This window comes from Marinobacter halodurans (assembly GCF_004327985.1).
GTDB classification, from domain to species: domain Bacteria; phylum Pseudomonadota; class Gammaproteobacteria; order Pseudomonadales; family Oleiphilaceae; genus Marinobacter_A; species Marinobacter_A halodurans.
The window spans coordinates 165,196-190,724 of record NZ_SJDL01000003.1 but is presented as its reverse complement, the minus strand read 5'-3'; the positions used below and the strand labels follow the sequence as shown (position 1 = coordinate 190,724).

Genomic DNA, 25,529 nt, shown 5'->3' with positions numbered 1-25,529 from the left:
TACGCTTTGATACAAGGGGCCTTTGACGGGCTCCTGAGTCGCCTCTGGCATTCAGAGCACGCCGGGCGATTCCGGGGTGAACCGGACGCCCCCTAAGCCAGGGACGAACAACCAGCAGTAGAGGCCCCTTATGCTTGGCTTTTTCAAGAACGCGTTGCGCAGCCGGCTTGCGCTCCCCATTTTTATCACCCTCATCGTAGTGGCCATCGCCCAGGTCGCCATCGTGGCGGGTGTGACCAGCGTGAAGCTGAACGGGCTGGACCGGGCCATGACCGGCGAACTGCAGCGGGCCCAGGCCACGGTGAGCGAACGGCTGGACGAGAACCGCCAGCGCATCGATAACGTCGTGGCGAACATGGCGACCACCGTCCAGGGACAGCTTGAGCAGACCCTCACCCAGGATCTGAAGTCGGAACAGACGCGGGTGGTCCAACGCTTCGAGGATACGCTGGTTGACTCCAGCAAGACGGTGGGCCAGATCCTGGCGCAGATTGCGGCGCCGTACATCTGGGACAAGGATATTCCCACCCTCACCCGCTTCGTGGAGATGGCCCATGAGAACCCCAATGTCATTTTTGCCATCTATCTGGACCGGGACGGCAACCCGCTGACCCGCTACGTCGACCGCACCAACCCGGACGTAAAGCGGTTAATCGACGCCAGTCCCATCCGCAGTTCCGTGCGCAGCGTGCTGGATGCGGCGCCCAGGGATGAGGGCACCCGTGTGATCACCACGCCGGTCGTGTCCCAGGACCAGGAGATCGGCAAGCTGGTGCTGGGGGTGTCCAACGCCGCCATCAATGAAGAAACCCAGGCCCTGGCGGACCGCTTCAATGCCCTGACGAAATCCGCCACCGGCGCCACCGAGTCCACGATTCGCGAGGCCTCCTCGGGCATGAGCGCACCGCTGGAGAATGCCCTGCAGGCGGTCAGCCGGTCCTTCGATGACACCGCCGACAAGCTGCAGGACGCCACCCACGAGCAGTCGGCGGCGCTGATCGGAACGGTCGTTGCGGTGCTGAGCGTCAGTGCGCTGGTGTTGATCCTCATCGTCGGCCTGCTGATCGGCGCCCGCGTGATTCGCCGGCTCAACCTGCTCAAGGACGCCGCCGCCAACATCGCCGATGGCGAGGGCGACCTGACCCGCCGGGTGCCGGAGACCGGCAAGGATGAAATGACCGACATGGCCCGGGCCCTGAACCGGTTTATCGGCCGGACCCAGGACACGATTCGCGAGGTCAACGGCGCAGTCGCCGAAACCCGTGACAGGGTCACGCAGTTGACCGCTTCGACCAACGACGCCGAGAGCTCGTCGCAGTATCAGCGCGCCGAACTGGAACAACTGACGTCCGCCATGCAGGAAATGGGCGCCTCGATCCAGCAGGTGGCCGAGAGCATCCAGTTGGCCAACAGCCACGTGGACACCATCAAGGGCGACATGACCCGCAACCGGGAGATCACCCAACAGGTCAACGCCCAGCTCAACGCCCTGCTGGAAAAAGTGGCGGACACGGCGGAAGTCATCAACAACCTGGACAGCCGCAGCCAGGAAATCGGCTCGGTGTTGGACGTGATTGCCGGCATCGCCGAGCAGACCAACCTGCTGGCCCTGAACGCCGCGATCGAAGCGGCCCGGGCGGGTGAGAGTGGTCGCGGCTTTGCGGTGGTGGCGGACGAGGTGCGCAGCCTGGCCAGTCGTACGCAGTCGTCTACGGAAAAGATCCGGGCCAGCATCGAATCCCTGCAGGAAGGCAGCCGCAATGCGGTGACCGCGATCGAGAACGCGTCCAAGCTGGCCCAGGAAGGTCAGCAAAGCTTTACCGAATCCGACGCGCTGATGGGCAACATCGACACCGCCACCGCACAACTGTTCGACATGAGCAGCGAAGTGGCGTCCATGGCCGAGCAGCAGAGTTCCGTGTCGGACGAGGTGAACCGCAATGCGGTGAACATCAGCGAGGCGGCCGAACACGCGAGTCAGTCGGTGTCGCAGGCGTCGAAAGTGGCGCGGGCGCTGGATGCGTCCATGCAGCGGTTGGCTGAGACGGTGGGGCGTTTCCGGGTTTAGTGGTTCACGGAAACCTGTGTAAAGGGCAGCCCGGCGGGCTGCTCCGAAGCTGAAGCGTCGGCTACATTATAAGGCAACTCGAGCGTGTAGCAGATGCTTCAGCTTCTGAGGCGCCAAAGGCGCCCGGCGTTATCCCTGTGGCCAGCGGGAAAACCGGGCGCTCATATCGACCTCAAGGATTCCGCCCGGTCGCCGCCAGCGCCTTCAACAGCGTCTCCGTCTGCGCCCAGCCAATGCACGGATCGGTGATCGACTGCCCGTAGACCAGCTCCTCACCGTCGTTCTGGCGCCCTTCCTCCAGGAAACTCTCCAGCATCAGCGCACGGATGTCGGTGTTCCCGGCGCAGCGCTGCGCCATGACATGGTGGGCAATATCCAGTTGGCGCTCGGCCTGCTTGCAGGCGTTGTCGTGGCTGCAATCGACCATCACCGCCGGGCTGACGCCGGCGGCCCGCAGCGTGGCGGTCGCCTCGGCGATGCTCTCGGGATCGTAATTGGTGATGCCGCGGCCGCCACGCAGGACCAGGTGCACGTCCGGGTTGCCGGCGGTGGCGATCATGGCCGGGTGGCCGTCGCCATCGCTGCCCAGGCGGTGATGGGCGTGGGCCGCGGATTTCATGGCATTGACGGCCATGCCGACGCTGCCATCGGTGCCGTTCTTGAAGCCCACCGGCATCGGCAGGCCGCTGGCCATTTCCCGGTGCAGTTGGGACTCGGTGGTGCGGGCACCGATGGCGGTCCAGCTCACCAGATCCTCCAGGTAGCTGAAGCCCACCGGGTTCAGGGCTTCGGTCGCCAGCGGCAGGCCCAGCCGCGCCAGGTTGAGCATCAGCCGGCGGGAGCGCACCAGCCCCTGGGCCAGGTCGCCCTCGCCGTTGCGCTCGGGATCGTACATCAGGCCTTTCCAGCCGACGGTGGTGCGGGGCTTTTCCACATAGGCGCGTATCACCACGACGAACTGGTCGGCCACATCCACCGCCAGTTTCGCCAGCCGCTCGCCATATTCCAGGGCCGCCACCTCGTCATGCACGGAACAGGGGCCGATCACCAGCAGCATGCGCGGATCGGTGCCGTCGAGGACGCGGCGGACGGTGTCACGGTGTTCGGCGATCTGGCGGGCGAGGTCCGCGTCCAGCGGGAGTTCCTGGCGCAGTTGTGTCGGGGTGGGCAGTTTCATGACAGTGTTGGTGGCGGTGTCCGGGAGAACGGTCGATCGTTCGTCGGTCTGGGTGTCGGTCAGTTGCATATTCATCATGAGTACTCCGATACGGAGGTTCCGATCCATCCCTGACGCGCTGAATGGCTGCGTTACGCGGTGCTCAAAAGCTCACCTACCAGACGGTATGCTTCGCTTTTTGCGCTCCGGGCGCCTTGCCCTTCAGCGCGTCAGGAATACCTCAGAACCTCCTTTGATCAATTGGCGATTTTCAAAAAAATAAAACCCGAAGGCTGACGTTCAATAACGCCAGCCGCCGATAAATCGCCAACCGGTCCGGCCGGAGAGCCGTCGGCTGCCTGAGGAGTTTTTCAAAAGCTCCTTCGTGTTGCTACTCATGGTCGTGTCCTTTCACTCGTTTCCAGTTCCGAAATCAAAAAGCCCCGATGGGCTGGCTGCCGATCGGGGCTTTTCAAGTCCGGTGGCAGCCTGGGTTTCCGCCGGGCCGCCTTCCTGAATTCTGTGAAGGTTTTTACGCGTGGCCCGACCTCTGGCTAAAGTAAAAGCCATAGGCAAACCACCAAAAATACACGGACGCAGAAACGCCTGCCGGGGTGCCAGCAGCCGCTACAGAGTTCAATTGACAGACGTCGCGTGAAATATTCATGCTCAGCATCATAGCGCAGTTCACCTGTATTGCAACTACCGGAGATCACTTAATGACCAGAGACGGTTTGTTCACCCGCGGCGTCATCACGCTGCTGTTCCTGCTGATGGCCCAGGTGGCTCTGGCCGCGCCCCAGGTGCGCACCTTTTCGCTGAATAACCGTCCGGCCCAGGATGTGGCGACCCAGTTGCGCCAGCTCTACCCCAACAACGAGATCAGTGTGACCGCCCAGGGCCAGCAGATGACGGTCCGCGCCGAGCCCCGGGTGCTCGATGAAGTCCAGGCACTGATCGGCACCCTGGATGTGGCGCCGGCCCAGTTGCGCATTACCGTGCGCAGCGGTCACGGCGGCAGCAGCCAGTCCCAGGGCGGCGGTGTGACCATCAACAACGGCAACGTCACGGTACAGGGCCAGAGCAAGACCATCACCACCCGCCGCAACCAGGAGCAGAGCATCGTGGTGCAGGATGGCCAGTCCGCCCATATCAAGTCCGGCCAGGTCCGTGCCCTGCCGATGGCCATCCAGGGGGGGCGGAATCCGGCGGCGATCCTCAAGCAGGTGGACATCAGCAGCGGTTTCCTGATCACGCCGCAGGTGATTTCCGACCAGCAGGTACAGGTCCAGATCACCGCCTTCGACAACACCCCCCAGGGCGATCTGCCCCAGGGCTATGAAACCGAAGCGGTGGTCACCATCCGGCGGGTCAATCCGGGCCAGTGGTTCGAGCTGGGCGGCACCGAGAGCAAACAGGCGGGCACCCAGTCCGGCATCACCCACGAAGTGCGCGGCAAGAGTCACCAGTCGCAGCAGTTCGACGTCAAGGTGGACGTGCTGCAGTAAGCCGGCTCAGCGTTTGCCGCCGAGCAGCACGGCCTTGGCCTCGTTGATCTGGGCGGCGAGGTAGTCGTTACCGCCCCGGTCCGGGTGGACCTTCTGGATCAGGCGACGATGGGCCGCGACGATTTCCTCCCGGCTGGCCTTTTCATCGACCCCGAGGATCTCACGGGCCTGGGCGACGGACATCCCGGCCTGCCCCGGTGGTCGCTGCTGACCGCCCGCCTGCTGCTGCCCGCCGTCCTTCTGCCCCTTGTACTGGCTGTACAACCGGTTCACCAGCGGCAGGTACTTGAACAGGGCCGGCAGTTTCCGCAGGAACGGGATCAATGCGGCCACGCCCGCCACCAGCACCTGGACCCGGCCGGTCAACACCATAAAGAGCATCAGCAGGGCAAAGCCACCGGCCAGCCCGCGGAACAGGTACGCTTTGCGTTTTTCCTCCGGCAGCTGTGACCAGCCGCGCAGGATATAGAACAGGGCAACAGCCAGGATGATTCCCAGGATCCAGTGCATGGATCGCGTTCTCCAACAACGATGGCAATCCAGTATGATGGTGGAGCATAACAGTTTTCTTAAACAGCCTCCGTTGTGTCGAGGGGTTGTTGTCCGGGACGCTTTTCAGGAAGGATATTGTCGATGACCACCGAATTACCCGCCAATGCCGCGATCGCCTTCCAGGGCCACCGGGGCGCCTATTCCCACCTGGCCTGCCAGAAGGTGTTCCCGGACCAGCCGGTGCAGCCGTGCACCAGCTTCATAGAGGCCATGCGGGCGGTGGAGAATGGTATGGCCGCGCGGGCCATGATTCCGCTGGAGAATTCCACCGCCGGCCGGGTGGAGGAAATCTATCGGCTGATCCCGGAACTGAAACTGCACCTGGTGGGCGAGCACTTCGAACCGGTCAACCACTGCCTGATGGCCCTGCCCGGCACCGGCATCGAGGACCTGAAGACGGTATCTTCGCACCCGCAGGCCCTGGCCCAGTGCACCCGTCACATCGAGAACCTGGGCATCCAGGCGGTGGCCATGCTGGATACCGCCGGCGCGGCGCTGTCGGTCAGCGAAGGTGGCGACCGCAGCCGGGCGGCGATTGCCTCGAGTCTCGCCGCCGAACTCTATGGCCTGGAGATTCTCGACAACCAGTTCCAGGATGTGCTCGGCAACACCACCCGTTTCATTATCCTGTCCGGCGAGGAGCTGCGGCCCGCGTTCGATCCGAAGAAAGCCTACATCACCTCGCTGATCTTCCGGGTGCGCAACATCCCGGCGGCGCTGTACAAGGCCCTGGGCGGGTTTGCCACCAACGGCGTGAACATGGTGAAGCTGGAGAGCTACATCATCGGCACCAGCCTCAGCGCCAGCCAGTTCCACATGGATATCGAAGGCCACGTGGATCAGCGCCCGCTGCAACTGGCCATCGAGGAACTGGGCTTTTTCGCCGAAGACCTGCGCATCCTCGGCACCTACGAGGCGCACCCGTTCCGCGCCAGCCGCCAGTTCCGGGACTGACCATGGAACTCGGCGAGCTGTTCTGGCTGTTCCTGTTCGGCTTTGTCGCCTGGTACTGGTGGCGCGCCAAGGCCATCAAGGACCAGGTGCTGCTGGCGGCCCGCCAGTACTGCAAGACCATGGATGTGGCGCTGCTGGACGATGCCGTCTACCTGCGGGGGCTCTGGTTCAAGCGGGATCCGGAAGGCCGTATCCGCGTGTGGCGGCGTTTCCTGTTCGAATTCACCGCCACCGGCGAGGAACGCTACACCGGTCGGGCCATCCTGCTGGGCAGCCGGATCGAGCACATGCAGTTGGACCCGCACCGGATGCCGCCCGGCGACCTGCATTAACAGCCGTTCATCTAGCCTCCCCCAAATGGGCGATACTGCCCCCGCTCCCGATTCCCAATAATGACCGCGCATCGATGACAGGACGCAACCCTGGCGTACCGCCCGGGCTGCAACTCCAAAGGAGCGTGCGGAGAAGGCATTCCCCGCGCTTCGGAACAACAACAATCGGAGTCAACCATGCGTAAACTCATCATCCCGTTGGTGGCGCTGTGCTGTGCCGCCGTATCCACGCCCACCTTTGCCTGGTGGGGTTATACCAAGACCCAGTATCCCATCGTGCTGGTGCACGGGGTCACCGGCTTCAGCACCATCGGCGGCCTGATCAACTACTTCCACGACATTCCCTGGAACCTGGAGCGGGACGGCGCCAAGGTCTACACCGCCAGCGTCTCCTTCGTGAACTCCAGCGAACAGCGGGGCCAGCAGTTGGCCAACTACATTAACACCCTAGGCGAAGCCAAGTTCAACCTGATGGCCCACTCCCAGGGTGCCCCCACCTCACGGGTAACCGCGTCGCTGATTCCCGGTCGAATCGCCTCGATCACATCGATCGACGGGGTCAACAAGGGTTCGAAAGTGGCGGACGTGATCCGCGGCATCCTGCCGCCGGGCGGTGCGGTGGAAGGCGGCGTGAACGCCATCGCCAATGCGCTGGGCGATCTCGTCAACGCGCTGTCGGATTCCGATAATCCGCAGGACGGCCTGGCCGCCCTGGAAACCCTGACCACACCGGGCACCACTGCCCTGAACGATGCGCTGGGCTGGAAAGGCGTCAACCCGAACGGCTGCTCCGGCACCAATGAGGACGTCTACATCGGCGGCCACAGGATCAAGTTCTTCTCCTGGACCGGCGATGCGGTCTACACCAACTGGACTGACGTCTCCGACCCGTTCCTCGGGATCACCTCCGCCGCCTTCGGCAGCGAGCCCAACGACGGTCTGGTCGGTGTCTGCGCCACCATGATGGGCAACGTGATCGGCACCAGCTATGACATGAACCATGTGGATGCCATCAACCACCTGTTCGGCGCCCGCTCCGTGTGGACCGATCCGGTCGCCCTCTATCGCAGCCAGGCCAACCGCCTCAAGAACCGCGGCCTGTAATGCCGACCGGGGCGCCTTCGCGGCGCCCCGTTTCCCCGCGATACCGGAGAGCCCCATGCGTTCATTGAGTCCGTCCACCCGAATCTGGCTGTCACTGGGCCTGGCAGGCGCCGTAGCCGCTTCCGTGTTCTGGCTGGCGCCGTCGTCCAGGCCAACCCCGGCGTCAACGGCCACTGCGGACACCCAAGCTTCGGCAACACCGGCCGCCCAGTCCCAGCCGACCACCCGGCCCCAAACAGCCGGTACCACCGCCGAAACCGACGCACCGGACACCGGGGTCATCGCCAGCACACCGCGCACCTGGGACGACGCGCCACTGGCCCCATCGCTGGCCGGCACCGAAATCGACGGCAGCCTGCGGGCGGATGCGTCCGGGCACCTGATCGTCGACCTGCAGACCAAGGACTTCTTCGATTACATGCTCAGCGCCGTGGGCCAGGTGGCACCGGAAGAGGCCCTAGACGCCATCACCACCATGGCGCGAGACAACCTGCCGCCAACTGCGGCCCAGGAGGCGATCGAGCTGCTGGATCGCTACATCGACTACAAGCGCCAGGCCCTCGCCCTGTCGAATACACCACTGGACCCGGCCCGTGCCAGCGATCCGGCGTATCAACTGGATCAGTTGCGCAAGGCACTGACCGACCTCAAGGCGCTGCGCCGCAACGTGCTCTCGCCGGAAACAGCCGACGCCTTTTACGGCCTGGAGGAGGCCTACGGCGAGTACACCCTGGCCAGCCTGGAGATCCAGCAGCGGGACGACCTGAGCCCCCAAGCCCGGCAAACCCTGATCGAATGGTGGCGCCAGCAGCTGCCGGCCCCGCTCCGGCATACGGAGAACCAACTGATCGCCGATACCCGGCAGAGCCTCAGTCGCCAGCAGGCCCTGAACCAGGCCAGTTCGCCGGCCGAGGCCGCCGCGCAGCTGCGTAGCCTGGGTATGGCACCGGAACAGGCCCGACAGGTGGAAACCTACCTGCAGGAGCGGGATGATTTCGACAGCCAATATGCCGCCTACCGGAAGGAGCGGGCCCAGCTCGAAGAGGCCGGCCTGGCACCGGCCGACAAGGCCAAGCGGGAAGACGCCCTGCTCGCCGATTATTTCGATGACGAGCGCACACGGACCTGGGCACGGCTGCGCCAGCTCGACTCATCGACACCCTGACGTCCGGATGACCGGAAGTGTGCTCCACGCCCGGCAGCCAAATCGGATTCGACCTAGACTGATTCGCCCATGCAGTCAGGAACGAATGCCGTGCAGGCCAGCGAACTTGAAGCCCAGCGCCGGGCTGGTCACCGGCGCCTGCGGTTTACACCCACCCTGGAAGAACTCTATCGCGACCAACGCCAGAACACCCTGTCGGAGCGGGCGCGACCGGTCGCCATCAGCGCCGTCGTCCTGTTCCTGATCTACGCCGCCCTGGACCCGTTCCTGCTGCCCGCAGAGCTGGCCCGACAGACGATTATGGTGCGCCTGCTGCTCACCTGCCCGGTCATCCTGCTGGTCTGGGCCCTCAGCTATGCGCCGGTCAGCCCCGGGCGTTTCGCCCGCTGGTACGCCGGTGCCTACGTCTGGGGCGGGTTGAGCGTGGTACTGATCATCGCCCTGGCCCGCCGCCAGTCGTTCCCCCTGCCCTACGACGGCATCCTGTTGATGCTGATGTTCGGCTATTTCGTGATGGGGCTGCCGTTTCGTACGGCGTCGGTGGGCTCGGCGCTGATCATCGGCAGCTACATCGGCGTGGAGGCGGCGTTCGACACGCCGGCGCCGGACATCCTGATGAACGCTTTTTTCCTGCTCACCGCCAACCTGATCGGCATGGTGGGCTCCTGGTTGAGCGAGTACCGCCAGCGCGCGCATTTCCTCGACCGGCACCTGCTGGAGTTGTCACGGGAAAAGGCGGAGGCCGACAGCGCGGCCAAGACCCACCTGATCAGCGTTGCCAGCCACGACCTGCGCCAGCCCCTGAACGTCGTCAACCTGCTGCTGGACAACCTCAGCGCGGCCGACCTGCCCCCGGACCAGCGCCCCCTGGTTCGCCAGCTCAGCCAGTCGGTGACACACTTCAATGGGCTGTTGGGCTCGCTGCTGGACATTTCCCGCATCCAGGAAAACATGATCCGCCCGGTGATCACAGCGGTGCCGGTGACCACGGTGCTGCAGCAGGCGCGGGACGCCCTGCAGACCGAAGCACTCGAGCAGGGCGTCAGCCTGGCGGTGGAGCACGCCAACCCGACCCTGGCGGTGCAGGCCGATCCCCATCTGCTGCACCGGGTGTTGCAGAACCTGATCGGCAACGCCCTGCAACACAGCAACGCGGAAACCATTACGCTTGGCGTGGATGCCGGCGATCGCCAACACCGCCTCTGGGTGCGCGACGACGGCCGTGGGATGCCCGAAAGTGAACAGGGGCGGATCTTCGAGACCTTCTACCGCCGGGAGAGCTCCGCCCAGGCACAACCCGGACTGGGCCTGGGCCTGGCGATCACCCGGGAACTGACCGGCATGATGTCCGGCGAGCATGGCGTGGTCTCCCGGGAGGGCCTGGGCAGCACTTTCTGGATCACCCTGCCGGCGGCGCCGACCGTCGCTGCCCAGCCGGCCGTTCCGGTGTCGAACGAACTGCCGGCGGGTGAGCGCATCCTGCTGGTGGAGGATGACACTACCGCCCGGGAGGCACTTCAGCAGATCCTGGAGCGATGGGGATTTACCGTGCTCAGCGTGGCGAACGGGACCCTGGCGCGACGCCTGGCCCGGCAACAGGCGTTCGGGCTGGCCATTATCGACCTGCACCTGCCGGACATCGCCGGTGACATCCTCTACCGGGAACTGCGGGAAGCCAATGTCGTTGGCGGCGGCGTCCTGGTGACCGCCGATACCGGCCGTAAGCAGGCCTACGATCCGGCGCAGCGACTGTGGCTGATGCACAAACCCATCGTACCGGCCCGGCTACGGGCTGCGCTGATCCGCATCCAGAACACCGAGCCGGTCTGAAATCAGCCCCAGGGAACGGGCCAGCGCCACACACTCGGTGCGGTTGTGCACGCCCAGTTGCTGGAACACGGCCTTCACGTGGGTCTTGACCGTATGTTCGGTGAGGTCGAGCACCTGGCAGATGCGCTTGTTGGGCAGGCCTTCGGCCAGCAGGGTCAGGACCTGCTGTTGCCGGGGCGTCAGCCCCGAGGGTGACACCGCCGGCGGCTGACGGTCGGGAAACGCCGTTTCCCCCCGGGCCACGGCCCGGATCACCCGCACAAGCTGACGACGCCCGGCGGACTTGGGCAGGAACCCCTGGACGCCCGCCGCCTGCACCGCACGCACCGTGCCTTCGTCCTCGGCACTGGAAATCACGATGACCGGAATCGGCAGCCCCGCGGACGCCAGGAACGGCATCAGGGCCAGGCCACCTTCCTGCGGCAGGCGCAGGTCCAGCAGGACCAGGTCAATGCCCGGTGCCGCCGACAGCCTTTGCTGGGCTTCGTCCAGGTTGCGGGCATGGTCGATGCGACCGGCCAGACGTTCACGCAGCAGCAGGTCACCCAAGCCGTTGGAGAACAGAGGATGGTCGTCCACGATCAGGATATGGCCAACCATGGGTTCGGTGGACTGGCGGATGCCAGCCCCGTCGCTGATCTGTGTCATGGTGCTCGAGCAGGCGATTGTTATTGTTCAGGGAGCCACATCAGGGCCGCGTCACCGCGGTGGCGGCTGATTTTACGGCCCCTGTCCACTATACGCGGCGACGTCCGACAGCGATGTGCGCCCCCTCGAAAATGTGAACCGCGTCCGAATCCGGATAACAGACCGGTAACCGGGCAACCCTTGCCCTGCCCGCGCGCCATGGCTCATAGTTAGGAAGCCCCCGGTTAACACCCGAATTTGCCAACGAGCCTGTCAGCAGCATCCGGCTCAGCTACCGAGACCCAGCGACACAGGAAGACAGCATGACCGAGCATGCCCCCATCAAGGGTTCCGATCTTTTCGTCCGCGCCCTGGAAAAGGAAGGCGTCGAATACATCTTTGGCGTTCCCGGCGAGGAGAACCTCGACCTGCTCGAGTCCATCCGCACCTCGAGTATCCAGCTGATCCTCACGCGGCACGAGCAGGCCGCCGGCTTCATGGCGGCCACCTATGGCCGGCTGACGGGCAAGGTCGGGGTCTGCCTGTCGACGCTGGGACCGGGCGCGACCAACCTGGTGACAGCGGCCGCCTATGCACAGTTGGGCGCCATGCCCATGCTGATGATTTCCGGACAGAAGCCGATCAAGTCGTCCAAGCAGGGGCTGTTCCAGATCCTCGACATCGTTGACCTGATGCGGCCGCTGACCAAGTACACGCGCCAGATCAGCAACGCCAACACGATTCCCGCCAAGCTGCGGGAAGCGGTGCGGCTGGCCACCGAAGAGCGCCCGGGGGCCGTGCACCTGGAGCTGCCGGAAGACATTGCCTCGGAAATGGCCGATGCCGACACCCACATCTTCACGCCCAGCGATGCGCGCCGGCCCACCGCCAGCGAGAAGAGCCTGCAGCAAGCCTGCGACCTGATCCGCAAGGCGCGCCATCCGCTGATCATGATCGGTGCCGGCGCCAACCGGAAGCGGATCTCCAAGGCGCTGATCCATCTGGTGGAGTCCACCGGCATCCCGTTCTTCACCACGCAGATGGGCAAGGGCGTGGTGGACGAGCGCCATCCCCGCTACCTGGGCAACGCCGCCCTGTCGGACGGCGACTTCGTGCACTGCGCCATCGATCACGCCGACCTGGTGGTGAACGTCGGCCATGACGTGGTGGAGAAGCCGCCTTTCTTCATGCATCCCGGCGGCAAGAAGGTCATCCACGTCAACTTCAGCCCGGCGGATGTGGACCCGGTCTATTTCCCGCAGCATGAAGTGGTGGGCGATATTGCCAACAGCGTCGACTGGCTGGCCGAGAACTGCGGCCGCTGCGAACACCATGACTTCGACGAGTTCATGCGGGTGAAGGAATCGGTGGAGAAACACCTGCAGGAGAAGACCGGCAGCGACAGCTTCCCCCTGCTGCCCCAGCGGATCGTCGCGGATGTGCGCAGCGTGATGCCGGACGACGGCATCATTGCGCTGGACAACGGCATGTACAAGATCTGGTTCGCCCGCAACTACAAGGCCTACGACAACAACACCGTGTTGCTGGATAACGCCCTGGCCTCCATGGGCGCCGGCCTGCCCAGCGCCATGGCGGCGGCCATGCTCTACCCGGACCAGAAAATCATGGCCATCTGCGGCGACGGCGGCTTCATGATGAACAGCCAGGAACTGGAAACCGCCGTGCGGCTGAAGCTCAACCTGGTGATCCTGATCGTCAACGACAGTGCCTACGGCATGATCAAGTGGAAGCAGGGTCAGGACGGCTTCGAGAATTTCGGGCTGGACTACGGCAACCCGGATTTCGTGCGCTACGCCGAGTCCTACGGCGCCACCGGCCACCGCGTTGGCAGCGCCGCCGAGCTGGCCCCAACCCTGGCCAGGGCCCTTGAAACCGGCGGCATTCACCTGGTGGACGTGCCGGTGGACTACAGCGAGAACACCCGGGTCTTCGACCGGGAGCTGAAGCAACTCACCTGCCACAATCGACACTGAAAGTGGTTGCGACAGGCACTTCGGCAATCACCTATCCGGCCATGACTTAATCCCGGAGGGCGATTTCCTATACTGGAGTTGGGAACCGCCGAACAGGCACGACACGAGGTGCCTGTTCGGAGATTCCACCGGAATCACTCCCCAACGTAGACCGGAGCCATGGACATACAAACCGACCACCGTTATGCCATCAACCTGAACGTACGCGGCATCCAGCCGTCCGCCACCCTGCGCATCAACGAGCTGAGCAACCAACTCCGCCAGGAAGGGCGCGACATCATCAAACTCGGTCTGGGCCAGTCCCCGTTTCCCGTCCCCGAACGGGTGACCGAAGCGCTGCGCGAGCACGCCTTCGAGAAGGACTACCTGCCGGTCAAGGGGCTCAAGGCCCTGCGTCAATCCATCTCCGGCTACATCAACCGCAGCCAGAACATGCGCTCCACCTGGGAAGACGTGCTGATTGGTCCGGGCTCCAAGGAGCTGCTGTTCATCCTGCAACTGGCCTACTACGGCGACCTGCTGATCCCGCGCCCGAGCTGGGTGTCCTACGCACCGCAGGCCCGTATCATCGGCCGCTCCGTACACTGGCTGCCGACCCACGCCGAGAATAACTGGCAGCTGACCGCCGAGGAACTGGACATTATCTGCCGCGACGACCCGACCCGGCCGCGCATCCTGATCCTCAACTACCCGTCCAACCCGACCGGCTGCACCTACACCGACGACCAGCTGCTGGCACTGGCCAACGTGGCCCGCAAGTACAACCTGATCCTGCTGTCGGACGAAATCTACGGCGAAGTGCATTTCGAAGGCCAGCACAAGTCCATCGCCCGCTACTACCCGGAAGGCACCATCATCAGTACCGGTCTGAGCAAATGGGCCGGCGCCGGCGGCTGGCGCCTGGGCTGTTTCGTATTCCCGCAGGAGTTGCGTCCGTTGCAGGACGCCATGGCGATCATTGCCAGTGAAACCTATACCGCCACCAGCGCCCCCATCCAGTATGCGGCGATCACGGCCTTCAACGGCGGCGAGGACATCGACCTGTACCTGCACAACTCCCGGCGTGTCCTGAAAGTGATCGGTGAGTACCTGCACCGGCGGCTGGAGGAGATGGGCATCTGGAGCCAGCGGCCCCAGGGTGGCTTCTACCTGTTCCCCGATTTCGTCGACTACCAGGATGCCCTGGCCCGCCGCGACATCAAGACCAGCCCGGCCCTGTGCACGGCGCTGCTGGAAGACACCGGCATCGCCATCCTGCCGGCCAGCGACTTCGGTTTCGTACCGGACAAGCTCAGCGCGCGCCTGGCGTTCGTGGACTTCGACGGCAGTGAAGCCCTGGCGCTCGCGGCCAGCGACTATGCCGACACGCCCCTGGACGACGCCTTCGTCAACCAGGCCTGCCCGCGCCTGACCCTGGCCATGGACAAGCTGGAGAAGTGGCTCAAGGCCCTCTGATCGCCCGGCCGGGCCCGGCGCCATTCGGACCCGGCCACGCATTGCCTCGGCATCGACAAACAGGCATCCTGATGCCTTCCCATCCGCGACCCAAAAGGACAGCCCGTGTCCCTGACCGAGATTGCCGGCTTTGCCGAACAGATTGCCCGCGAAGCGGGCGAGTTGATCGTCCGTGAGCGCGAGGAAAACCGCCTGCGGACCGACTACAAGGCCCAGACCGAACTGGTCACCCACGCCGATGTCATGGCCGATGAGCTGATTGCCCGGGCCATCCGCACGCGTTTCCCCGACCATCGCATCCTGTCCGAGGAAGCGTCTCCCGACCGGACCCAGGCGGAAAACCTGGACAGCCCGCTGTGGATCGTCGATCCCATCGACGGCACGGTGAACTACGCCTATGGCCACCCCCAGGTGGCGGTCTCCATCGCCTTTGCGGATCAGGGGGCTGTGCAGGTGGGCGTAGTCCACGCGCCGTTTGCCGGCGAGACCTTCCGCGCCGTGCTGGGCCAGGGCGCCACCCTGAACGGCGAGGCCATCCACAACAGCGAAGCCGACAACCCGCGGCAGGCCCTGTTCGCCACCGGTTTTCCCTACGGCAAGGACGAACTGGCGCCGCTGGTACGGCGGCTGGACGTCATGCTCCATCACTGCCGCGACCTGCGGCGTATCGGCTCGGCGGCGCTGGACATCTGCTGGGTGGCGGCGGGGCGGCTGGATGTCTACTACGAGACGGTCAGCCCCTGGGATTTTGCGGCGGCCCGGGTCATCGCCCTGGAAGCCGGTGCCCGTTGCGGACACTTCACGCCGGTACCGGCGGGTTACCCCGAGGATCTCTGGCCCAAGGATCTGCTGATCTGCGCCCCGGCCCTGTTCGACCGACTGCAGGCATTACTCGGCAGCGCCTGAGTCCTCGTCGCCGACGCTGGCTGAGCGGGCCCGATGAACGGCCCGCTGGTCCTCGTAGATGGGCTCCAGCAGCTGATCGAGCTCGCCACTTTCGCGCATCGCCTTGAGCTGGGTGTTGAAATGGACCATCAGGGTTTCGCCGCGGCCGGTCTTGCGACTGAACAGCAGGTGCAGGGACTTGCGATGCAGCGGGTGCGGGTCGTGGGTGATCAGCCCCCACTGATCCCTGGGCAGCACCGCGCGGATCATGCCGTAGCCGACGGCCCGGTCCTGCGGGTAGAGGTCGATCCGACCATGGGCCAGCAGGCGAATGTTGCCGGCGTCCTCGGCGATCCGCTTGACGGTGATCTGCCCGGACTTTTCCGCCTGCTCGAACGGTCGGCCGTAGAAGTAACCCAGGGTGGCGCCGATGGTGAGGCCATGCAGGTCGGCCATGCTGTCCCAGGCGAAATCCTCCCCGCGCCGATAGAAAAACACCTGCTCGCCATCGACGATGGGCAGGCTGCAGAGGTATTTCCGGGCCCGGGCAGCGGAACAGTAATAGGGCATCATCGCATCCTGTTCGCCGGTGGCGACGAACTGGGCGTTGCGGGTCCAGGGATAGACGTGGAACTTGACGTCGTAGCCGGCCCGGGCAAAGGCCAGCTTGATGACATGGCCCATGGGGCCGAAGTCAGGCAGCGACGAGTCGACGTACGGTTGCCAGTCGCCGGTGGCGATCTCGATGGCGGGATGCCCCGCGGGATCCGCATCCGCGGCACAGGCGGACAGGGGAACGATAGTGGCCGCCAGAAACGCCAGCACGCCGGAACACACCGATCTGTATAGAGACATCCTGATTCATCGCCTGGTTTAGACCATCACGCGATTGCACCGGTACCGGCCCTGCCGGCAACTGCTTCCGGGTCCTCAGGGCCTGTTGCCTTGTGCTCGCCACAACAGTCCCCGCACCACGCCTGGAAGTCGGGGCGCTCGCCGCCCCAATCTTGTTGTTATGAAAGTCCTATTCTGCTGTGCGCCAGATCCCCAACGCAAGCGCTTCCCAGAATTCGTCGAAATGCGCATCCGGACGATGCTGGAAGGAAGACCGGGTAAACCGCTGGATGCGGCCTTCGATCAGGGTGGTGTACCACTCCGCGGTGCGCGCGGAACTGGTTGCCGGTCGCAGCCCCTGACGGATTTCCCCTTCCTTGATGACCTGCCGCGCCTGGGTTTCCAGGCGTTCGAAGAACTGGGATACGCGATGCCGCAGCCCGGGATCCTCACCCACCAGGGCGTCGCCGGTGAGCACCCGACACAGTCCCGGGTTGCGCTGGGCGAACACCAGCACCAGTTGGGCCAGCTTGCGCAGACGGCTGCGGGCATCCTCCTCTTCCCGGAGAATAAGCTGGCAGCGGGTAAACACCGTTTCCTCCACAAACTCGATCAGGCCCTCGAACATCTTCCGCTTGCTGGGAAAATGCCGGTACAGCGCGGCTTCGGTCACACCCACGGAGCGCGCCAGCGCCGCCGTGGTTATCCGCGCGTCGGGGTCGGTCTCCAGCATTTCCGCCAGAGTGTGCAGGATCCGCTCGCGGCGGCTCGGTGTCTTGTCAGTCATTCGGTAATTCCAGCTCCGAAAGATGGTTTCTCGGGACCTACCGGCACAGGGCCGGCGGACCCGGGTCTTTCAGGGACCAGCGCTGCCCCTGGGTGACCGCATGGATGCGGTTCTGTGTTCTTCACAACGGGAGCCTCCGGGGCTCCTCTTTTTCGTTCGATATGCCTTAAAAGAACGTGCCGTCGATGGGCGACGACGCACTGGCATAGGCGCGCCGCGGCATACGGCCGGCCAGCCAGGCCTCGCGACCGGATTCGATCGCCAGCTTCATGGCCCGGGCCATACGGATCGGGTCACCGGCCTGGGCGATGGCGGTGTTCATCAGCACACCGTCGCAGCCCAGTTCCATGGCGATGGTCGCATCGGAGGCGGCGCCCACGCCGGCATCCACCAGGATCGGCACCTCGGCGTTCTCCACGATCATACGGATGTTGTAGCGGTTCTGGATGCCCAGCCCGGAGCCAATCGGCGCGCCCAGCGGCATCACCGCGACACAACCCATTTCCTCCAGGCGCTTGGCCAGCAGCGGGTCGTCACTGGTGTACACCATCACCTCGAAACCGTCGTTGATGAGGGTTTCGGCAGCTTCCAGTGTGGCCGGCATGTTGGGATAGAGCGTCTTTTCCTCGCCCAGTACTTCCAGCTTCACCAGGTTGTGGCCGTCCAGAAGCTCACGGGCCAGGCGGCAGGTGCGCACGGCATCCCTGGCGGTAAAACAGCCGGCGGTGTTGGGCAGGATGGTGTAGCGATCCGGCGACACCACATCCAGCAGGTTGGGCTCGTCCGGGTTCTGGCCGATGTTGGTGCGGCGCACGGCGACGGTCACGATCTCCGCGCCGCTGGCCTCGATGGCCCGGCCGGTCTCTTCCAGATCCTTGTATTTGCCGGTGCCCACCAGCAGACGGGACTGGTAGGTGCGTCCGGCGACGATCAATGGTTTGTCCTGTTTCGGCTCGGTCATAGTTGATTCCTGGCAGCAGCGGGGCCAGCGCCCCGCCTGACGTGGGTATCACACAAACAATAGGTATCACACAAACAATAGGTATCACACGAACAATAGGTATCACACGAACAATGGGTGTCACACGAACAAAAAGGATGCTGCGGTACGGGCAGCCCGGGGCGTCAGCCGCCGCCGATGGCATGCACCACTTCGACCCGGTCACCGGCCTGCAGCCGAAGCTCGCCGTGACGACTGCGCGGCACGATGTCTTCGTTGACCTCGACCGCCAGGCGCCGGCCGGCCAGGCCCAGCTCGTCGATCAGGCTGGCGACGGTCGCAGCCTCGGCCAGTTCGCGGGATTCACCGTTCAGTTGAATCAGCACGATGTTCACTCTCCGGATGACGTTTGACGGCTGCGATCACCAGACAGATCCAGCCAATCATGAAACACAGCCCCCCAATGGGCGTGACAGGCCCCAATGCCTTCAGTTCCAGCAGCACCAGGCCGTACAGGCTGCCGCTGAACAGCAGGATGCCGGCCACGAAAAAGCCGGCCGCGGCCGTCAGCCAGCGGCGCGCCAGCCCCAGCCCGCTCAGGGTGGCAACCGCCAGCAGGGCCAGGGCGTGGTACATCTGGTAGGTCACGCCGGTCTGGAAGACTTCCAGGCTCCTAGGGGAAACCACGTGGCGCAAGCCATGGGCCCCAAAGGCGCCCGCCATGACGCCGGTCAGTGCAAACAGGGCACCGGCCAGCAGGATCCAGCGAATCACGCCGCGCTCAGCAGTCACAGTGCACGCGTTCCCCACTGTCCAGATTCATCAGCGTCAGCTTACCGCCCCAGACGCAGCCGGTGTCCAGCGCAATGTAACGATCGACGCCGGTGCGTCCTTCCAGCGCGGCCCAGTGGCCAAAGATGACCCGGGTCTGGTCCTGACGCGGAAACTGGAACCAGGGCGCAAAACCCTCCGGGCCATTGCTGGCCGAATCCTTGGTGGCCAGGTCCAGCCGGCCATCTTCGGCGATAAAGCGCATGCGGGTGAAATAGTTGGTAATCACCCGCCAGCGGTCCATTCCGGTTAGTCCCGGCTGCCAGCCCGCCGGCTCGTTGCCGTACATCTCGCGGAAATAGCCTTCGGCGTCGCCGCCCTGCAGCACGGCCTCCAGCTCCCGGCTGTAACCCAGGGCCTCGTCCACCGACCAGATATGCGGCAGCCCGGCATGACTCATGAACAGGTCCCGATCCGCATCATAAATCGCCAGGTTCTGGCGGCGCAGCCAGCCGATCAGGTAGTCGACGTCCTCGGCATCGAGGATTTCCTGCAGGGTATCCTTGCGCTTGACCGCATGGCCGCCCAGGGCCACAGCCAGCAGGTGCAGGTCATGATTACCCAACACCACCCGGGCGGAACTGCCCAGGCTCTCGATGAAGCGCAGGGTCGCCAGCGACGACGGCCCGCGGTTGATCAGGTCACCCGCCACCCACAGACGGTCCCGGGAGGGCGAGAAATCGACAATATCGAGGACATCCTGCAAACGGTCGTAGCAACCCTGGATGTCACCTACGGCGTAATCGGTCATGGGACTAGGAATCCATTACTCTCGATGCACAACCGGACCGGCCAGGAAGTCGGCAATGCGGACGTACTCCTGCAGGGTCAGGTTCTCCGGGCGCAGGCCATCGTCAATATCGAGCGCGCGCAGGTCATCCGCACTAATCAGGCTGCCCAGGGCCTTGCGCAGGGTCTTGCGCCGTGCGTTGAAGGCCGTTCGCACCACAGACTGTAGCAGGTTCAGGTCCTTGGCCGGAAACGGCAGCATCTTGTGGGGCACCAGCCGGACGATGGCCGAGTCGACTTTCGGCGCCGGCCGGAAGGCCCCCGGGCCGACCTCAAACAGCGGCTGCACCTGGCAGAAATACTGGGCCATGATCCCCAAGCGGCCATAGTGGTTGTCGCCTGCGGTCGCCGCCAGGCGCTGGACCACTTCCTTCTGCAGCATGAAGTGCATGTCCTGCACCACGCCCGCCTGCTCAAGCAGGTGGAAGATCAGCGGCGTGGAAATATTGTAGGGCAGGTTACCCACGATCCGCAGGGGTTTGTCCCGGGCCAGTTGCGCAAAATCGAAACGCAACGCATCCGCTTCATGGATGCGGAAATCGGGGTAATTGAAAAACTTGGTGCGCAGGATCGGGATCAGGTCCCGGTCCAGCTCCACCACCTGCAGGGACGGATTGGCCGCCAGCAGTTCTTCGGTCAGCGCCCCCAGGCCCGGACCGATTTCCACCAACACGTCGTCCGGTTGCGGGTGGATCGCCCGCACGATGCGTTCGATCACGCCGGGATCGTGCAGGAAGTTCTGGCCAAAGCGTTTGCGGGCCTGGTGGCCGGCGGGTTTAGACATGAGCGGTACCCCGGCGACAACGCGCCATCTTGATTGCGGTAATTATGGCGGTGTGCAGGCTACCGGCATCGGCACTGCCCTTGCCGGCCAGGTCCAGGGCGGTGCCATGATCGACGGAGGTACGCACGATGGGCAGCCCCAGCGTCACGTTCACGGCATTGCCGAAGCCCTTGAACTTGAGCACCGGCAGGCCCTGGTCGTGGTACATGGCCAGCACCGCATCGGCGTCTGCCAGCCAGTGCGGCGTAAACAGGGTGTCGGCCGGCAGCGGGCCGGTCAGGCGGAGGCCTTCGCCACGCAGCCTGTCCAGCGTGGGCTCGATCACCTCGATTTCCTCCCGGCCCAGGTGACCGCCCTCGCCCGCGTGCGGATTCAGCCCGGCCACCAGGATGCGGGGTTCGGCCACGCCGAAGAAGGTTTTCAGGTCGTGGTCGAGGATTCGCGCGACCTGGCCCAGGCGTTCGGGTGTGATCGCCGCCGAGACGTCTTTCAGGGGCAAGTGGGTGGTCACCAGCGCGACCCGCAGGCCTTCGGTCGCGAGCATCATCACCACGCGCTCCACACCGCAAAGCGCCTGCAGGAATTCCGTGTGGCCGCTGAAGGCGATGCCGGCATCGTTGATCACGCCCTTGTGCACCGGCGCGGTGACCATGCCGTCGAAGGTGCCGTCGAGACAGCCGCGGGCCGCGGTTTCCAGGGTGGCCAGGACATAGCGGCTGTTGGCCGCATCCAGTTGGCCGGCCTCGCGGGTCTGCAGGCCCGGCACGGTCAGCACGGACAGACGACCGGCGTCCGTCTCCGCCGGCTCACCCGGCCGCCAGTCCAGTAAAGCCACATCCAGGCCCAGTGTCGCCGCCCGGGACCGGAGCAGCTCCCGATCGGCAACCACAACGACACCGGCATCCCGCGTTTCCTGCGCCAGTTGCAGGCACAGGTCGGGACCGATCCCCGCCGGCTCGCCGGCAGTCAGGGCCAGGGTCAGTGGCTGGGTCATGATGCGTCGGTACCCTCCGGATTGTCGCCCGTCTGGTCGCTACCGCTGCCCTTGGCCTGGGACTTGTCGCCATCCTCGCCCTTGATGTCGACATAGGCCTCTTCACGAATCTCGCGCAGCCAGTTCTGCAGTTCCACCTCGTACTTGCGGCGGTAAAGGACCTGTCGGGCCTCGTTCTCTTTCAACTGATCGCCGATGTCCTTCTGGCGGCGATCCTGAACCTGCAGGATATGCCAGCCGAACCGGGACCGGAAAGGCCCTTTCAGCTCGCCGACCTTCGCTTCCTTCATGGCCTGCTCGAACGCCGGCACCATCTCCCCCGGGCTGACCCAGCCCAGGTTGCCGCCGTCCGAACCGGATACGCTGTCGTCCGAATATTCCTTGGCCAGCGCGGCGAAGTCGGCGCCGTCCTTGAGCTTGTCGTAAATCTCGTTGATCAGCTTCTGGGCCTGGGCATCGGTCCGTGCGTCGCTCGGGCGGATCAGGATATGACGCACCTTGGACTGTTCGACGAGCTTGCCGTTATCGCCACCGCGCTTGTCCAGCACGGTCACGATGTGAAAGCCGCTGCCACTGCGCAGGACCTTGGAAGGCTCGCCGACCTTCAGCTCGGGAACCACGTCGACCACCAGCGACGGCAGCTGGTTTTCGGTGCGCCAGCCCAGGACACCGCCGTCCAGCGCGTTGGAGCCGTCGGACTCGGCCACGGCCACCTGCTTGAAGTCGGTACCGTTGGCGATTTCCTGGCGCAGTTTCTCGGCCTTGGCCTGGGCCGCGTCCACTTCTTCGCTGTTGTTGAAGTCGTCCACCGCAACGAGGATGTTGCCCAGCAGGTATTCCTCGCCGCTCTTCTCACGACCGGCCTGGGCCTGGAGGAAGTTGTCCACTTCCCGCTTGGTGACCCGTACCCGGTTGTCCACGCGACGCTGCTGCACCCGGCTGATGAGCATCTCGCGGCGGATCTGTTCCCGTGCTTCGCGATAGGTGAGCCCTTCGCTGGCCAGGGCGTCCTCGAACTGCGCCAGCGTGTAGCCGTTGCGCTTGGCGATGCTCTGCATGGTGTCGTTCAGCTCGTTGTCGCTGATCCGCATCCCCATCTTGTCTGCCATCTGCAACTGGATGGAATCCTGGATCAGTTGATCCAGCACCCGTTTCTCCAGCACGTTCTGGGGCGGCAGGCTAGTGCCCTGGGCGTTGAGCCGGGCCTTGACGGTGCGCACCCGGCTGTCCAGCTCGGACTGCAGGATCACGCTGTCATCGACGATGGCGATGACGCGGTCCAGCGGCTTGCGCTCAGCCAGTGCATTCTGGGCGGCCACCGCCAGCATCAGCAGGGCCATGACACGTGCGCACAGGCGCAGGGATGCCTTCATAATCACCTCAGTTGTCAAATGGCGAACCGGTCCATACGGGCCGGCTCAGACTGATTTCAATAGGTTGAACCGTTCTGACCGAAGATCCGTTTCTCGCGTTCGCTAAATCCGTAGATGGCGTCGGAGATGCGCTCGCTGGAACCGCCGCTGCCGCCCAGCCCCTTCAGCTGGATCTGGAACAGGATACGGTGGTCAAGTTCGCGGTCACTCGTCAGGTAGCTCTGGCTGACCAGTTGGAAGCTCCAGCAGCAGTCGGTGTACTCGAAACCGGCCAGGGAACCGGCGGTACGGTCCGATTCGGCGTCATACAGCCAGCGGCCGATCAGACTGATGTTGTCTGTGACAGGAAAAACCGCGCCGATATCCATCTGTTCGAAATCATCGCGATCGTAGGTGTGCCCGAAGGTCGCCAGATAACGGTAATCCGGCGAGTGGTAGACCAGTTGGCTGCGGCCCTCTTCGGTGCGCTGCTCGCGGGGGTCCCACAGCCCGGACACCCGCAGGTCGAGGGTTTCCGTCGGCCGTACCACCGCCTCGCCCGCCAGCGGCGAATCGCTGCGCGTATCGGCGCCCTGGCCGTTCAGGCTCACCCGCCGGTCGTCGTAGTAATAGACCTGGCCGATGCTGAAGCGGGCGCGCTCCAGACCGGTGTTGAGGTCGTTGAACCGCGTCGTCACCGCGGCCGTCAGGCGATTGTTGTCGGCGACCCGGTCGCCGCCGCTGAAGCGGTTGGGCGAAAACAGCGAGTCGAAGCTGAAATCCTTCAGGCCGGAGTCGAAGTCGGGGATAGTGCTCTGGTCTTCGTAATCGGAATAGACGTAGTATAGCCGCGGCTCGAGGGTCTGGTTGTAGGGGATGTCGAACAGCGTGTCGCGGCGGTCGAAGTAGAGCCCGTTGTCCCACTCGTAGATGGGGATGGAACGGCTGAACCGGTCGTCGTCACGCAGGTTGTAGTCTTCCAGCTGGTACTCGGTGAAATCCAGCGTGACCGACGGGCGCGAGTAGCCCCAGACTTCCCGGAAATCCAGGGCCAGTTCCGGAGCTACCCGCAGCCGGTGGCCGTTGGCCCTGTCGATGCCCGTCAGGTTGCCATTGTCCCGGTAGAAGTAGGTGTACTGGGATTCCACGGCCGCCTGGGCGACGCCCCACTCGGTGTCGGCGCCGTACAGGATTTCAGGCAACTGGGCGTAGGGTTTCTGGGCGTCGCTGATGCTGTCCTTGATGGTCTGGTAGCCGTAGACGTAGCTTTCGAAATACTGGTTCCGGCTGTTGTAGCGGACGCCGGCCCGGCGCGTCAGGTGCGTGGCCTCGTTGATATCCAGCGAACGGTTGAGGTCGCTCAGGTAGTCGTTGTCCGAGACCACCGAGTAGTCCGCGTAACCGTTCCAGCCGGCGCCGAAGTTGGCGCGACTGGTGAAATCCAGGCCCCAGCGTTCGCCGCCTTCCCCCGGGTTCTCATCCCTGAAGTACTGATCGTTGCCGATATACCCGAGCTGCAGGACCGACTGGCCGTACTGGCTGAGATAACGGCCTTCGGCCTCGGTGAACAGACCGCGGCCGTTGATGTATTGCGGCGTCAGCGTGGCGTCGTAGTTGGGCGCCAGGTTCAGGTAATACGGCACCGACAGGAACATGCCGCTGCCGGTGTTGGACGTGCCGAAGGTCGGGTACAGGAACCCCGTCTTGCGGCGGTTGTCGATCGGGAACGTGATGTAGGGCCAGTAGAAGACCGGGATGTCCTCCACTTCGAGGCGCACGTGCGTCGCCGAGCCGAAACCCTCGGCCCGGTCCAGTTCGATGTCCGACGCGACGATCGCCCAGGCGTTGCTCTCCGGCGAGCAGGTGGTCAGCCGGCCATCCCGGATATCGACGATGTTCTCCGACGGGCGCGACAGGAAGTCAGCACTGCCACGCATCTCCGCCTGGTGAATCAGGAACGTCGCCGAATTCACCTGCAACTCACCGCTGTTGGCATCGTAGTGGGCCTTGTCCCCGGTCAGCAGGAAACCCTGCCCCCGGCTCACCATCGGTCCGTTCAGCGTCATTTCGCCCGTGGACTGGTCATACTCGGCACGGCTGCCGCTGGCCGAGAAGGTGCCCTGGCGCAGTTTGACGTTGCCTTCCAGGGTCATCCGGGTATCCATCTCATAGCGGGCATTCAGGCCGCTGGCCTGGATGGGCAGGTCGGTATTGTTGGTACCGGTCCCGAGCAGGGGCGAGGCCCCGCCCCCGAAATCCGGCTGGACATAGGCTCCGCTGCAGGCCGGCGGCAGGGTCGCCAGTCGGGATTCGGGCAGTTCGCTGCGGGGACGCCAGTCGATTTCCGCGGCGCTCTGGGCTTGCGCCTGTGAAGATGAAGCCAGCACGGCGGCGATACCAATCCACAACGGGCCACTGCTATTGCGAAGGTGCGATTTGGAGGAACGGTGCAATGGCACGATAATCGGATCCCGTACTGTCTAGAAGGCCGCCGGTAGTTTACACGCCCGGGGCAGCCTTGTTAACGACGCAAGCGGCAACGGGCGGGCAAAACAGACGCTTCATCCTTTTGCCGCCAACCCGGCCTT

Annotated in this window: 23 protein-coding genes; 10 read left to right on the top strand and 13 right to left on the bottom strand. The window is 64.4% G+C overall.

Features of this window, described 5'->3' with window-relative positions:
* The first annotated feature begins 130 nt into the window (after positions 1 to 130).
* Complete coding sequence (locus tag EZI54_RS03215) at positions 131 to 2,068, top strand: methyl-accepting chemotaxis protein (RefSeq protein WP_131478964.1); 1,938 nt, start codon at positions 131 to 133, stop codon at positions 2,066 to 2,068.
* Between the two features lie 172 nt (positions 2,069 to 2,240).
* Here EZI54_RS03215 and EZI54_RS03210 read toward each other — a convergent pair whose 3' ends face one another.
* Entirely contained in the window at positions 2,241 to 3,320 is a 1,080-nt protein-coding gene (locus tag EZI54_RS03210; RefSeq protein WP_131478996.1) for a 3-deoxy-7-phosphoheptulonate synthase, read from the bottom strand.
* 623 nt (positions 3,321 to 3,943) lie between these two features.
* Between EZI54_RS03210 and EZI54_RS03205 the strand changes: the two genes are divergently transcribed.
* Positions 3,944 to 4,732, top strand: coding sequence for a secretin N-terminal domain-containing protein (locus EZI54_RS03205; RefSeq protein ID WP_131478962.1), 789 nt, complete (start codon positions 3,944 to 3,946; stop codon positions 4,730 to 4,732).
* A 6-nt stretch (positions 4,733 to 4,738) separates the two neighbouring features.
* Here EZI54_RS03205 and EZI54_RS03200 read toward each other — a convergent pair whose 3' ends face one another.
* Positions 4,739 to 5,242 (bottom strand): DnaJ domain-containing protein, encoded by a 504-nt coding sequence (locus EZI54_RS03200; RefSeq protein WP_131478960.1) that lies wholly within the window; start codon positions 5,240 to 5,242, stop codon positions 4,739 to 4,741.
* Between the two features lie 123 nt (positions 5,243 to 5,365).
* Between EZI54_RS03200 and EZI54_RS03195 the strand changes: the two genes are divergently transcribed.
* From EZI54_RS03195 to EZI54_RS03175, 5 genes are all read left to right on the top strand, one after another.
* Entirely contained in the window at positions 5,366 to 6,238 is an 873-nt protein-coding gene (locus EZI54_RS03195) for a prephenate dehydratase (protein ID WP_131478958.1), read from the top strand.
* A 2-nt stretch (positions 6,239 to 6,240) separates the two neighbouring features.
* Positions 6,241 to 6,570, top strand: a complete 330-nt coding sequence (locus EZI54_RS03190) for a DUF3301 domain-containing protein (protein WP_123636360.1) — start codon at positions 6,241 to 6,243, stop codon at positions 6,568 to 6,570.
* 177 nt (positions 6,571 to 6,747) lie between these two features.
* Entirely contained in the window at positions 6,748 to 7,674 is a 927-nt protein-coding gene (locus EZI54_RS03185; protein WP_131478957.1) for an esterase/lipase family protein, read from the top strand.
* Between the two features lie 55 nt (positions 7,675 to 7,729).
* Positions 7,730 to 8,839 (top strand): lipase secretion chaperone, encoded by a 1,110-nt coding sequence (locus EZI54_RS03180; RefSeq protein WP_165495660.1) that lies wholly within the window; start codon positions 7,730 to 7,732, stop codon positions 8,837 to 8,839.
* Between the two features lie 69 nt (positions 8,840 to 8,908).
* Complete coding sequence (locus tag EZI54_RS03175; RefSeq protein WP_131478953.1) at positions 8,909 to 10,669, top strand: hybrid sensor histidine kinase/response regulator; 1,761 nt, start codon at positions 8,909 to 8,911, stop codon at positions 10,667 to 10,669.
* Here EZI54_RS03175 and EZI54_RS03170 read toward each other — a convergent pair.
* Positions 10,625 to 11,317 (bottom strand): response regulator, encoded by a 693-nt coding sequence (locus EZI54_RS03170; RefSeq protein WP_131478951.1) that lies wholly within the window; start codon positions 11,315 to 11,317, stop codon positions 10,625 to 10,627. The genes EZI54_RS03175 and EZI54_RS03170 overlap by 45 nt on opposite strands.
* Before the next feature lie 302 nt (positions 11,318 to 11,619).
* On the opposite strand from EZI54_RS03170, the gene EZI54_RS03165 reads away from it, so the two are divergent.
* From EZI54_RS03165 to EZI54_RS03155, 3 genes are all read left to right on the top strand, one after another.
* Positions 11,620 to 13,290, top strand: coding sequence for an acetolactate synthase large subunit (locus tag EZI54_RS03165; protein WP_131478949.1), 1,671 nt, complete (start codon positions 11,620 to 11,622; stop codon positions 13,288 to 13,290).
* 159 nt (positions 13,291 to 13,449) lie between these two features.
* Complete coding sequence (locus EZI54_RS03160; RefSeq protein ID WP_131478947.1) at positions 13,450 to 14,745, top strand: pyridoxal phosphate-dependent aminotransferase; 1,296 nt, start codon at positions 13,450 to 13,452, stop codon at positions 14,743 to 14,745.
* A 105-nt stretch (positions 14,746 to 14,850) separates the two neighbouring features.
* On the top strand, positions 14,851 to 15,651 hold the full coding sequence (locus EZI54_RS03155; RefSeq protein ID WP_131478945.1) for an inositol monophosphatase family protein: 801 nt from the start codon (positions 14,851 to 14,853) through the stop codon (positions 15,649 to 15,651).
* Here EZI54_RS03155 and EZI54_RS03150 read toward each other — a convergent pair.
* The 10 genes from EZI54_RS03150 to EZI54_RS03105 form a co-directional block, all read right to left on the bottom strand.
* Complete coding sequence (locus EZI54_RS03150) at positions 15,634 to 16,485, bottom strand: substrate-binding periplasmic protein (protein WP_131478943.1); 852 nt, start codon at positions 16,483 to 16,485, stop codon at positions 15,634 to 15,636. The genes EZI54_RS03155 and EZI54_RS03150 overlap by 18 nt on opposite strands.
* 169 nt (positions 16,486 to 16,654) lie before the next feature.
* The gene (gene slmA, locus EZI54_RS03145) at positions 16,655 to 17,251 is read right to left on the bottom strand and encodes a nucleoid occlusion factor SlmA (RefSeq protein ID WP_131478941.1); all 597 of its coding nucleotides are present in this window, start codon (positions 17,249 to 17,251) and stop codon (positions 16,655 to 16,657) included.
* Positions 17,252 to 17,417: 166 nt separating this feature from the next.
* A complete protein-coding gene (locus EZI54_RS03140; protein ID WP_131478939.1) occupies positions 17,418 to 18,212 on the bottom strand; it encodes a thiazole synthase in 795 nt (264 codons plus the stop codon).
* A gap of 164 nt (positions 18,213 to 18,376) precedes the next feature.
* Positions 18,377 to 18,577, bottom strand: a complete 201-nt coding sequence (thiS, locus tag EZI54_RS03135) for a sulfur carrier protein ThiS (RefSeq protein WP_131478937.1) — start codon at positions 18,575 to 18,577, stop codon at positions 18,377 to 18,379.
* Entirely contained in the window at positions 18,555 to 18,965 is a 411-nt protein-coding gene (locus EZI54_RS03130; RefSeq protein ID WP_207389132.1) for a DUF423 domain-containing protein, read from the bottom strand. Before EZI54_RS03130 ends, thiS begins: the two co-directional genes overlap by 23 nt.
* 7 nt (positions 18,966 to 18,972) lie before the next feature.
* Positions 18,973 to 19,773, bottom strand: a complete 801-nt coding sequence (locus EZI54_RS03125; protein ID WP_131478936.1) for a symmetrical bis(5'-nucleosyl)-tetraphosphatase — start codon at positions 19,771 to 19,773, stop codon at positions 18,973 to 18,975.
* A gap of 15 nt (positions 19,774 to 19,788) precedes the next feature.
* Complete coding sequence (gene rsmA, locus EZI54_RS03120; RefSeq protein WP_131478934.1) at positions 19,789 to 20,595, bottom strand: 16S rRNA (adenine(1518)-N(6)/adenine(1519)-N(6))-dimethyltransferase RsmA; 807 nt, start codon at positions 20,593 to 20,595, stop codon at positions 19,789 to 19,791.
* Positions 20,588 to 21,589 carry a 4-hydroxythreonine-4-phosphate dehydrogenase PdxA gene (gene pdxA / locus EZI54_RS03115; protein WP_131478932.1) on the bottom strand — a complete coding sequence of 334 codons (1,002 nt, stop codon included), beginning with the start codon at positions 21,587 to 21,589 and terminating at the stop codon, positions 20,588 to 20,590. The genes rsmA and pdxA overlap by 8 nt, the downstream gene beginning before the upstream one ends.
* Positions 21,586 to 22,968 carry a peptidylprolyl isomerase gene (locus tag EZI54_RS03110; RefSeq protein ID WP_479724281.1) on the bottom strand — a complete coding sequence of 461 codons (1,383 nt, stop codon included), beginning with the start codon at positions 22,966 to 22,968 and terminating at the stop codon, positions 21,586 to 21,588. The genes pdxA and EZI54_RS03110 overlap by 4 nt, the downstream gene beginning before the upstream one ends.
* Positions 22,969 to 23,018: 50 nt before the next feature.
* Positions 23,019 to 25,349 carry an LPS-assembly protein LptD gene (locus EZI54_RS03105; RefSeq protein WP_242674328.1) on the bottom strand — a complete coding sequence of 777 codons (2,331 nt, stop codon included), beginning with the start codon at positions 25,347 to 25,349 and terminating at the stop codon, positions 23,019 to 23,021.
* Positions 25,350 to 25,529: the final 180 nt, after the last annotated feature.

What these genes read in the sequence shown, in the direction of transcription:
- EZI54_RS03215 (WP_131478964.1), top strand. Translation starts at nt 131, where the DNA reads ATGCTTGGCTTTTTCAAGAACGCGTTGCGCAGCCGGCTTGCGCTCCCC.
- EZI54_RS03210 (WP_131478996.1), bottom strand. Translation starts at nt 3,320, where the DNA reads ATGAATATGCAACTGACCGACACCCAGACCGACGAACGATCGACCGTT.
- EZI54_RS03205 (WP_131478962.1), top strand. Translation starts at nt 3,944, where the DNA reads ATGACCAGAGACGGTTTGTTCACCCGCGGCGTCATCACGCTGCTGTTC.
- EZI54_RS03200 (WP_131478960.1), bottom strand. Translation starts at nt 5,242, where the DNA reads ATGCACTGGATCCTGGGAATCATCCTGGCTGTTGCCCTGTTCTATATC.
- EZI54_RS03195 (WP_131478958.1), top strand. Translation starts at nt 5,366, where the DNA reads ATGACCACCGAATTACCCGCCAATGCCGCGATCGCCTTCCAGGGCCAC.
- EZI54_RS03190 (WP_123636360.1), top strand. Translation starts at nt 6,241, where the DNA reads ATGGAACTCGGCGAGCTGTTCTGGCTGTTCCTGTTCGGCTTTGTCGCC.
- EZI54_RS03185 (WP_131478957.1), top strand. Translation starts at nt 6,748, where the DNA reads ATGCGTAAACTCATCATCCCGTTGGTGGCGCTGTGCTGTGCCGCCGTA.
- EZI54_RS03180 (WP_165495660.1), top strand. Translation starts at nt 7,730, where the DNA reads ATGCGTTCATTGAGTCCGTCCACCCGAATCTGGCTGTCACTGGGCCTG.
- EZI54_RS03175 (WP_131478953.1), top strand. Translation starts at nt 8,909, where the DNA reads ATGCAGTCAGGAACGAATGCCGTGCAGGCCAGCGAACTTGAAGCCCAG.
- EZI54_RS03170 (WP_131478951.1), bottom strand. Translation starts at nt 11,317, where the DNA reads ATGACACAGATCAGCGACGGGGCTGGCATCCGCCAGTCCACCGAACCC.
- EZI54_RS03165 (WP_131478949.1), top strand. Translation starts at nt 11,620, where the DNA reads ATGACCGAGCATGCCCCCATCAAGGGTTCCGATCTTTTCGTCCGCGCC.
- EZI54_RS03160 (WP_131478947.1), top strand. Translation starts at nt 13,450, where the DNA reads ATGGACATACAAACCGACCACCGTTATGCCATCAACCTGAACGTACGC.
- EZI54_RS03150 (WP_131478943.1), bottom strand. Translation starts at nt 16,485, where the DNA reads ATGTCTCTATACAGATCGGTGTGTTCCGGCGTGCTGGCGTTTCTGGCG.
- slmA (WP_131478941.1), bottom strand. Translation starts at nt 17,251, where the DNA reads ATGACTGACAAGACACCGAGCCGCCGCGAGCGGATCCTGCACACTCTG.
- EZI54_RS03140 (WP_131478939.1), bottom strand. Translation starts at nt 18,212, where the DNA reads ATGACCGAGCCGAAACAGGACAAACCATTGATCGTCGCCGGACGCACC.
- EZI54_RS03125 (WP_131478936.1), bottom strand. Translation starts at nt 19,773, where the DNA reads ATGACCGATTACGCCGTAGGTGACATCCAGGGTTGCTACGACCGTTTG.
- rsmA (WP_131478934.1), bottom strand. Translation starts at nt 20,595, where the DNA reads ATGTCTAAACCCGCCGGCCACCAGGCCCGCAAACGCTTTGGCCAGAAC.
- pdxA (WP_131478932.1), bottom strand. Translation starts at nt 21,589, where the DNA reads ATGACCCAGCCACTGACCCTGGCCCTGACTGCCGGCGAGCCGGCGGGG.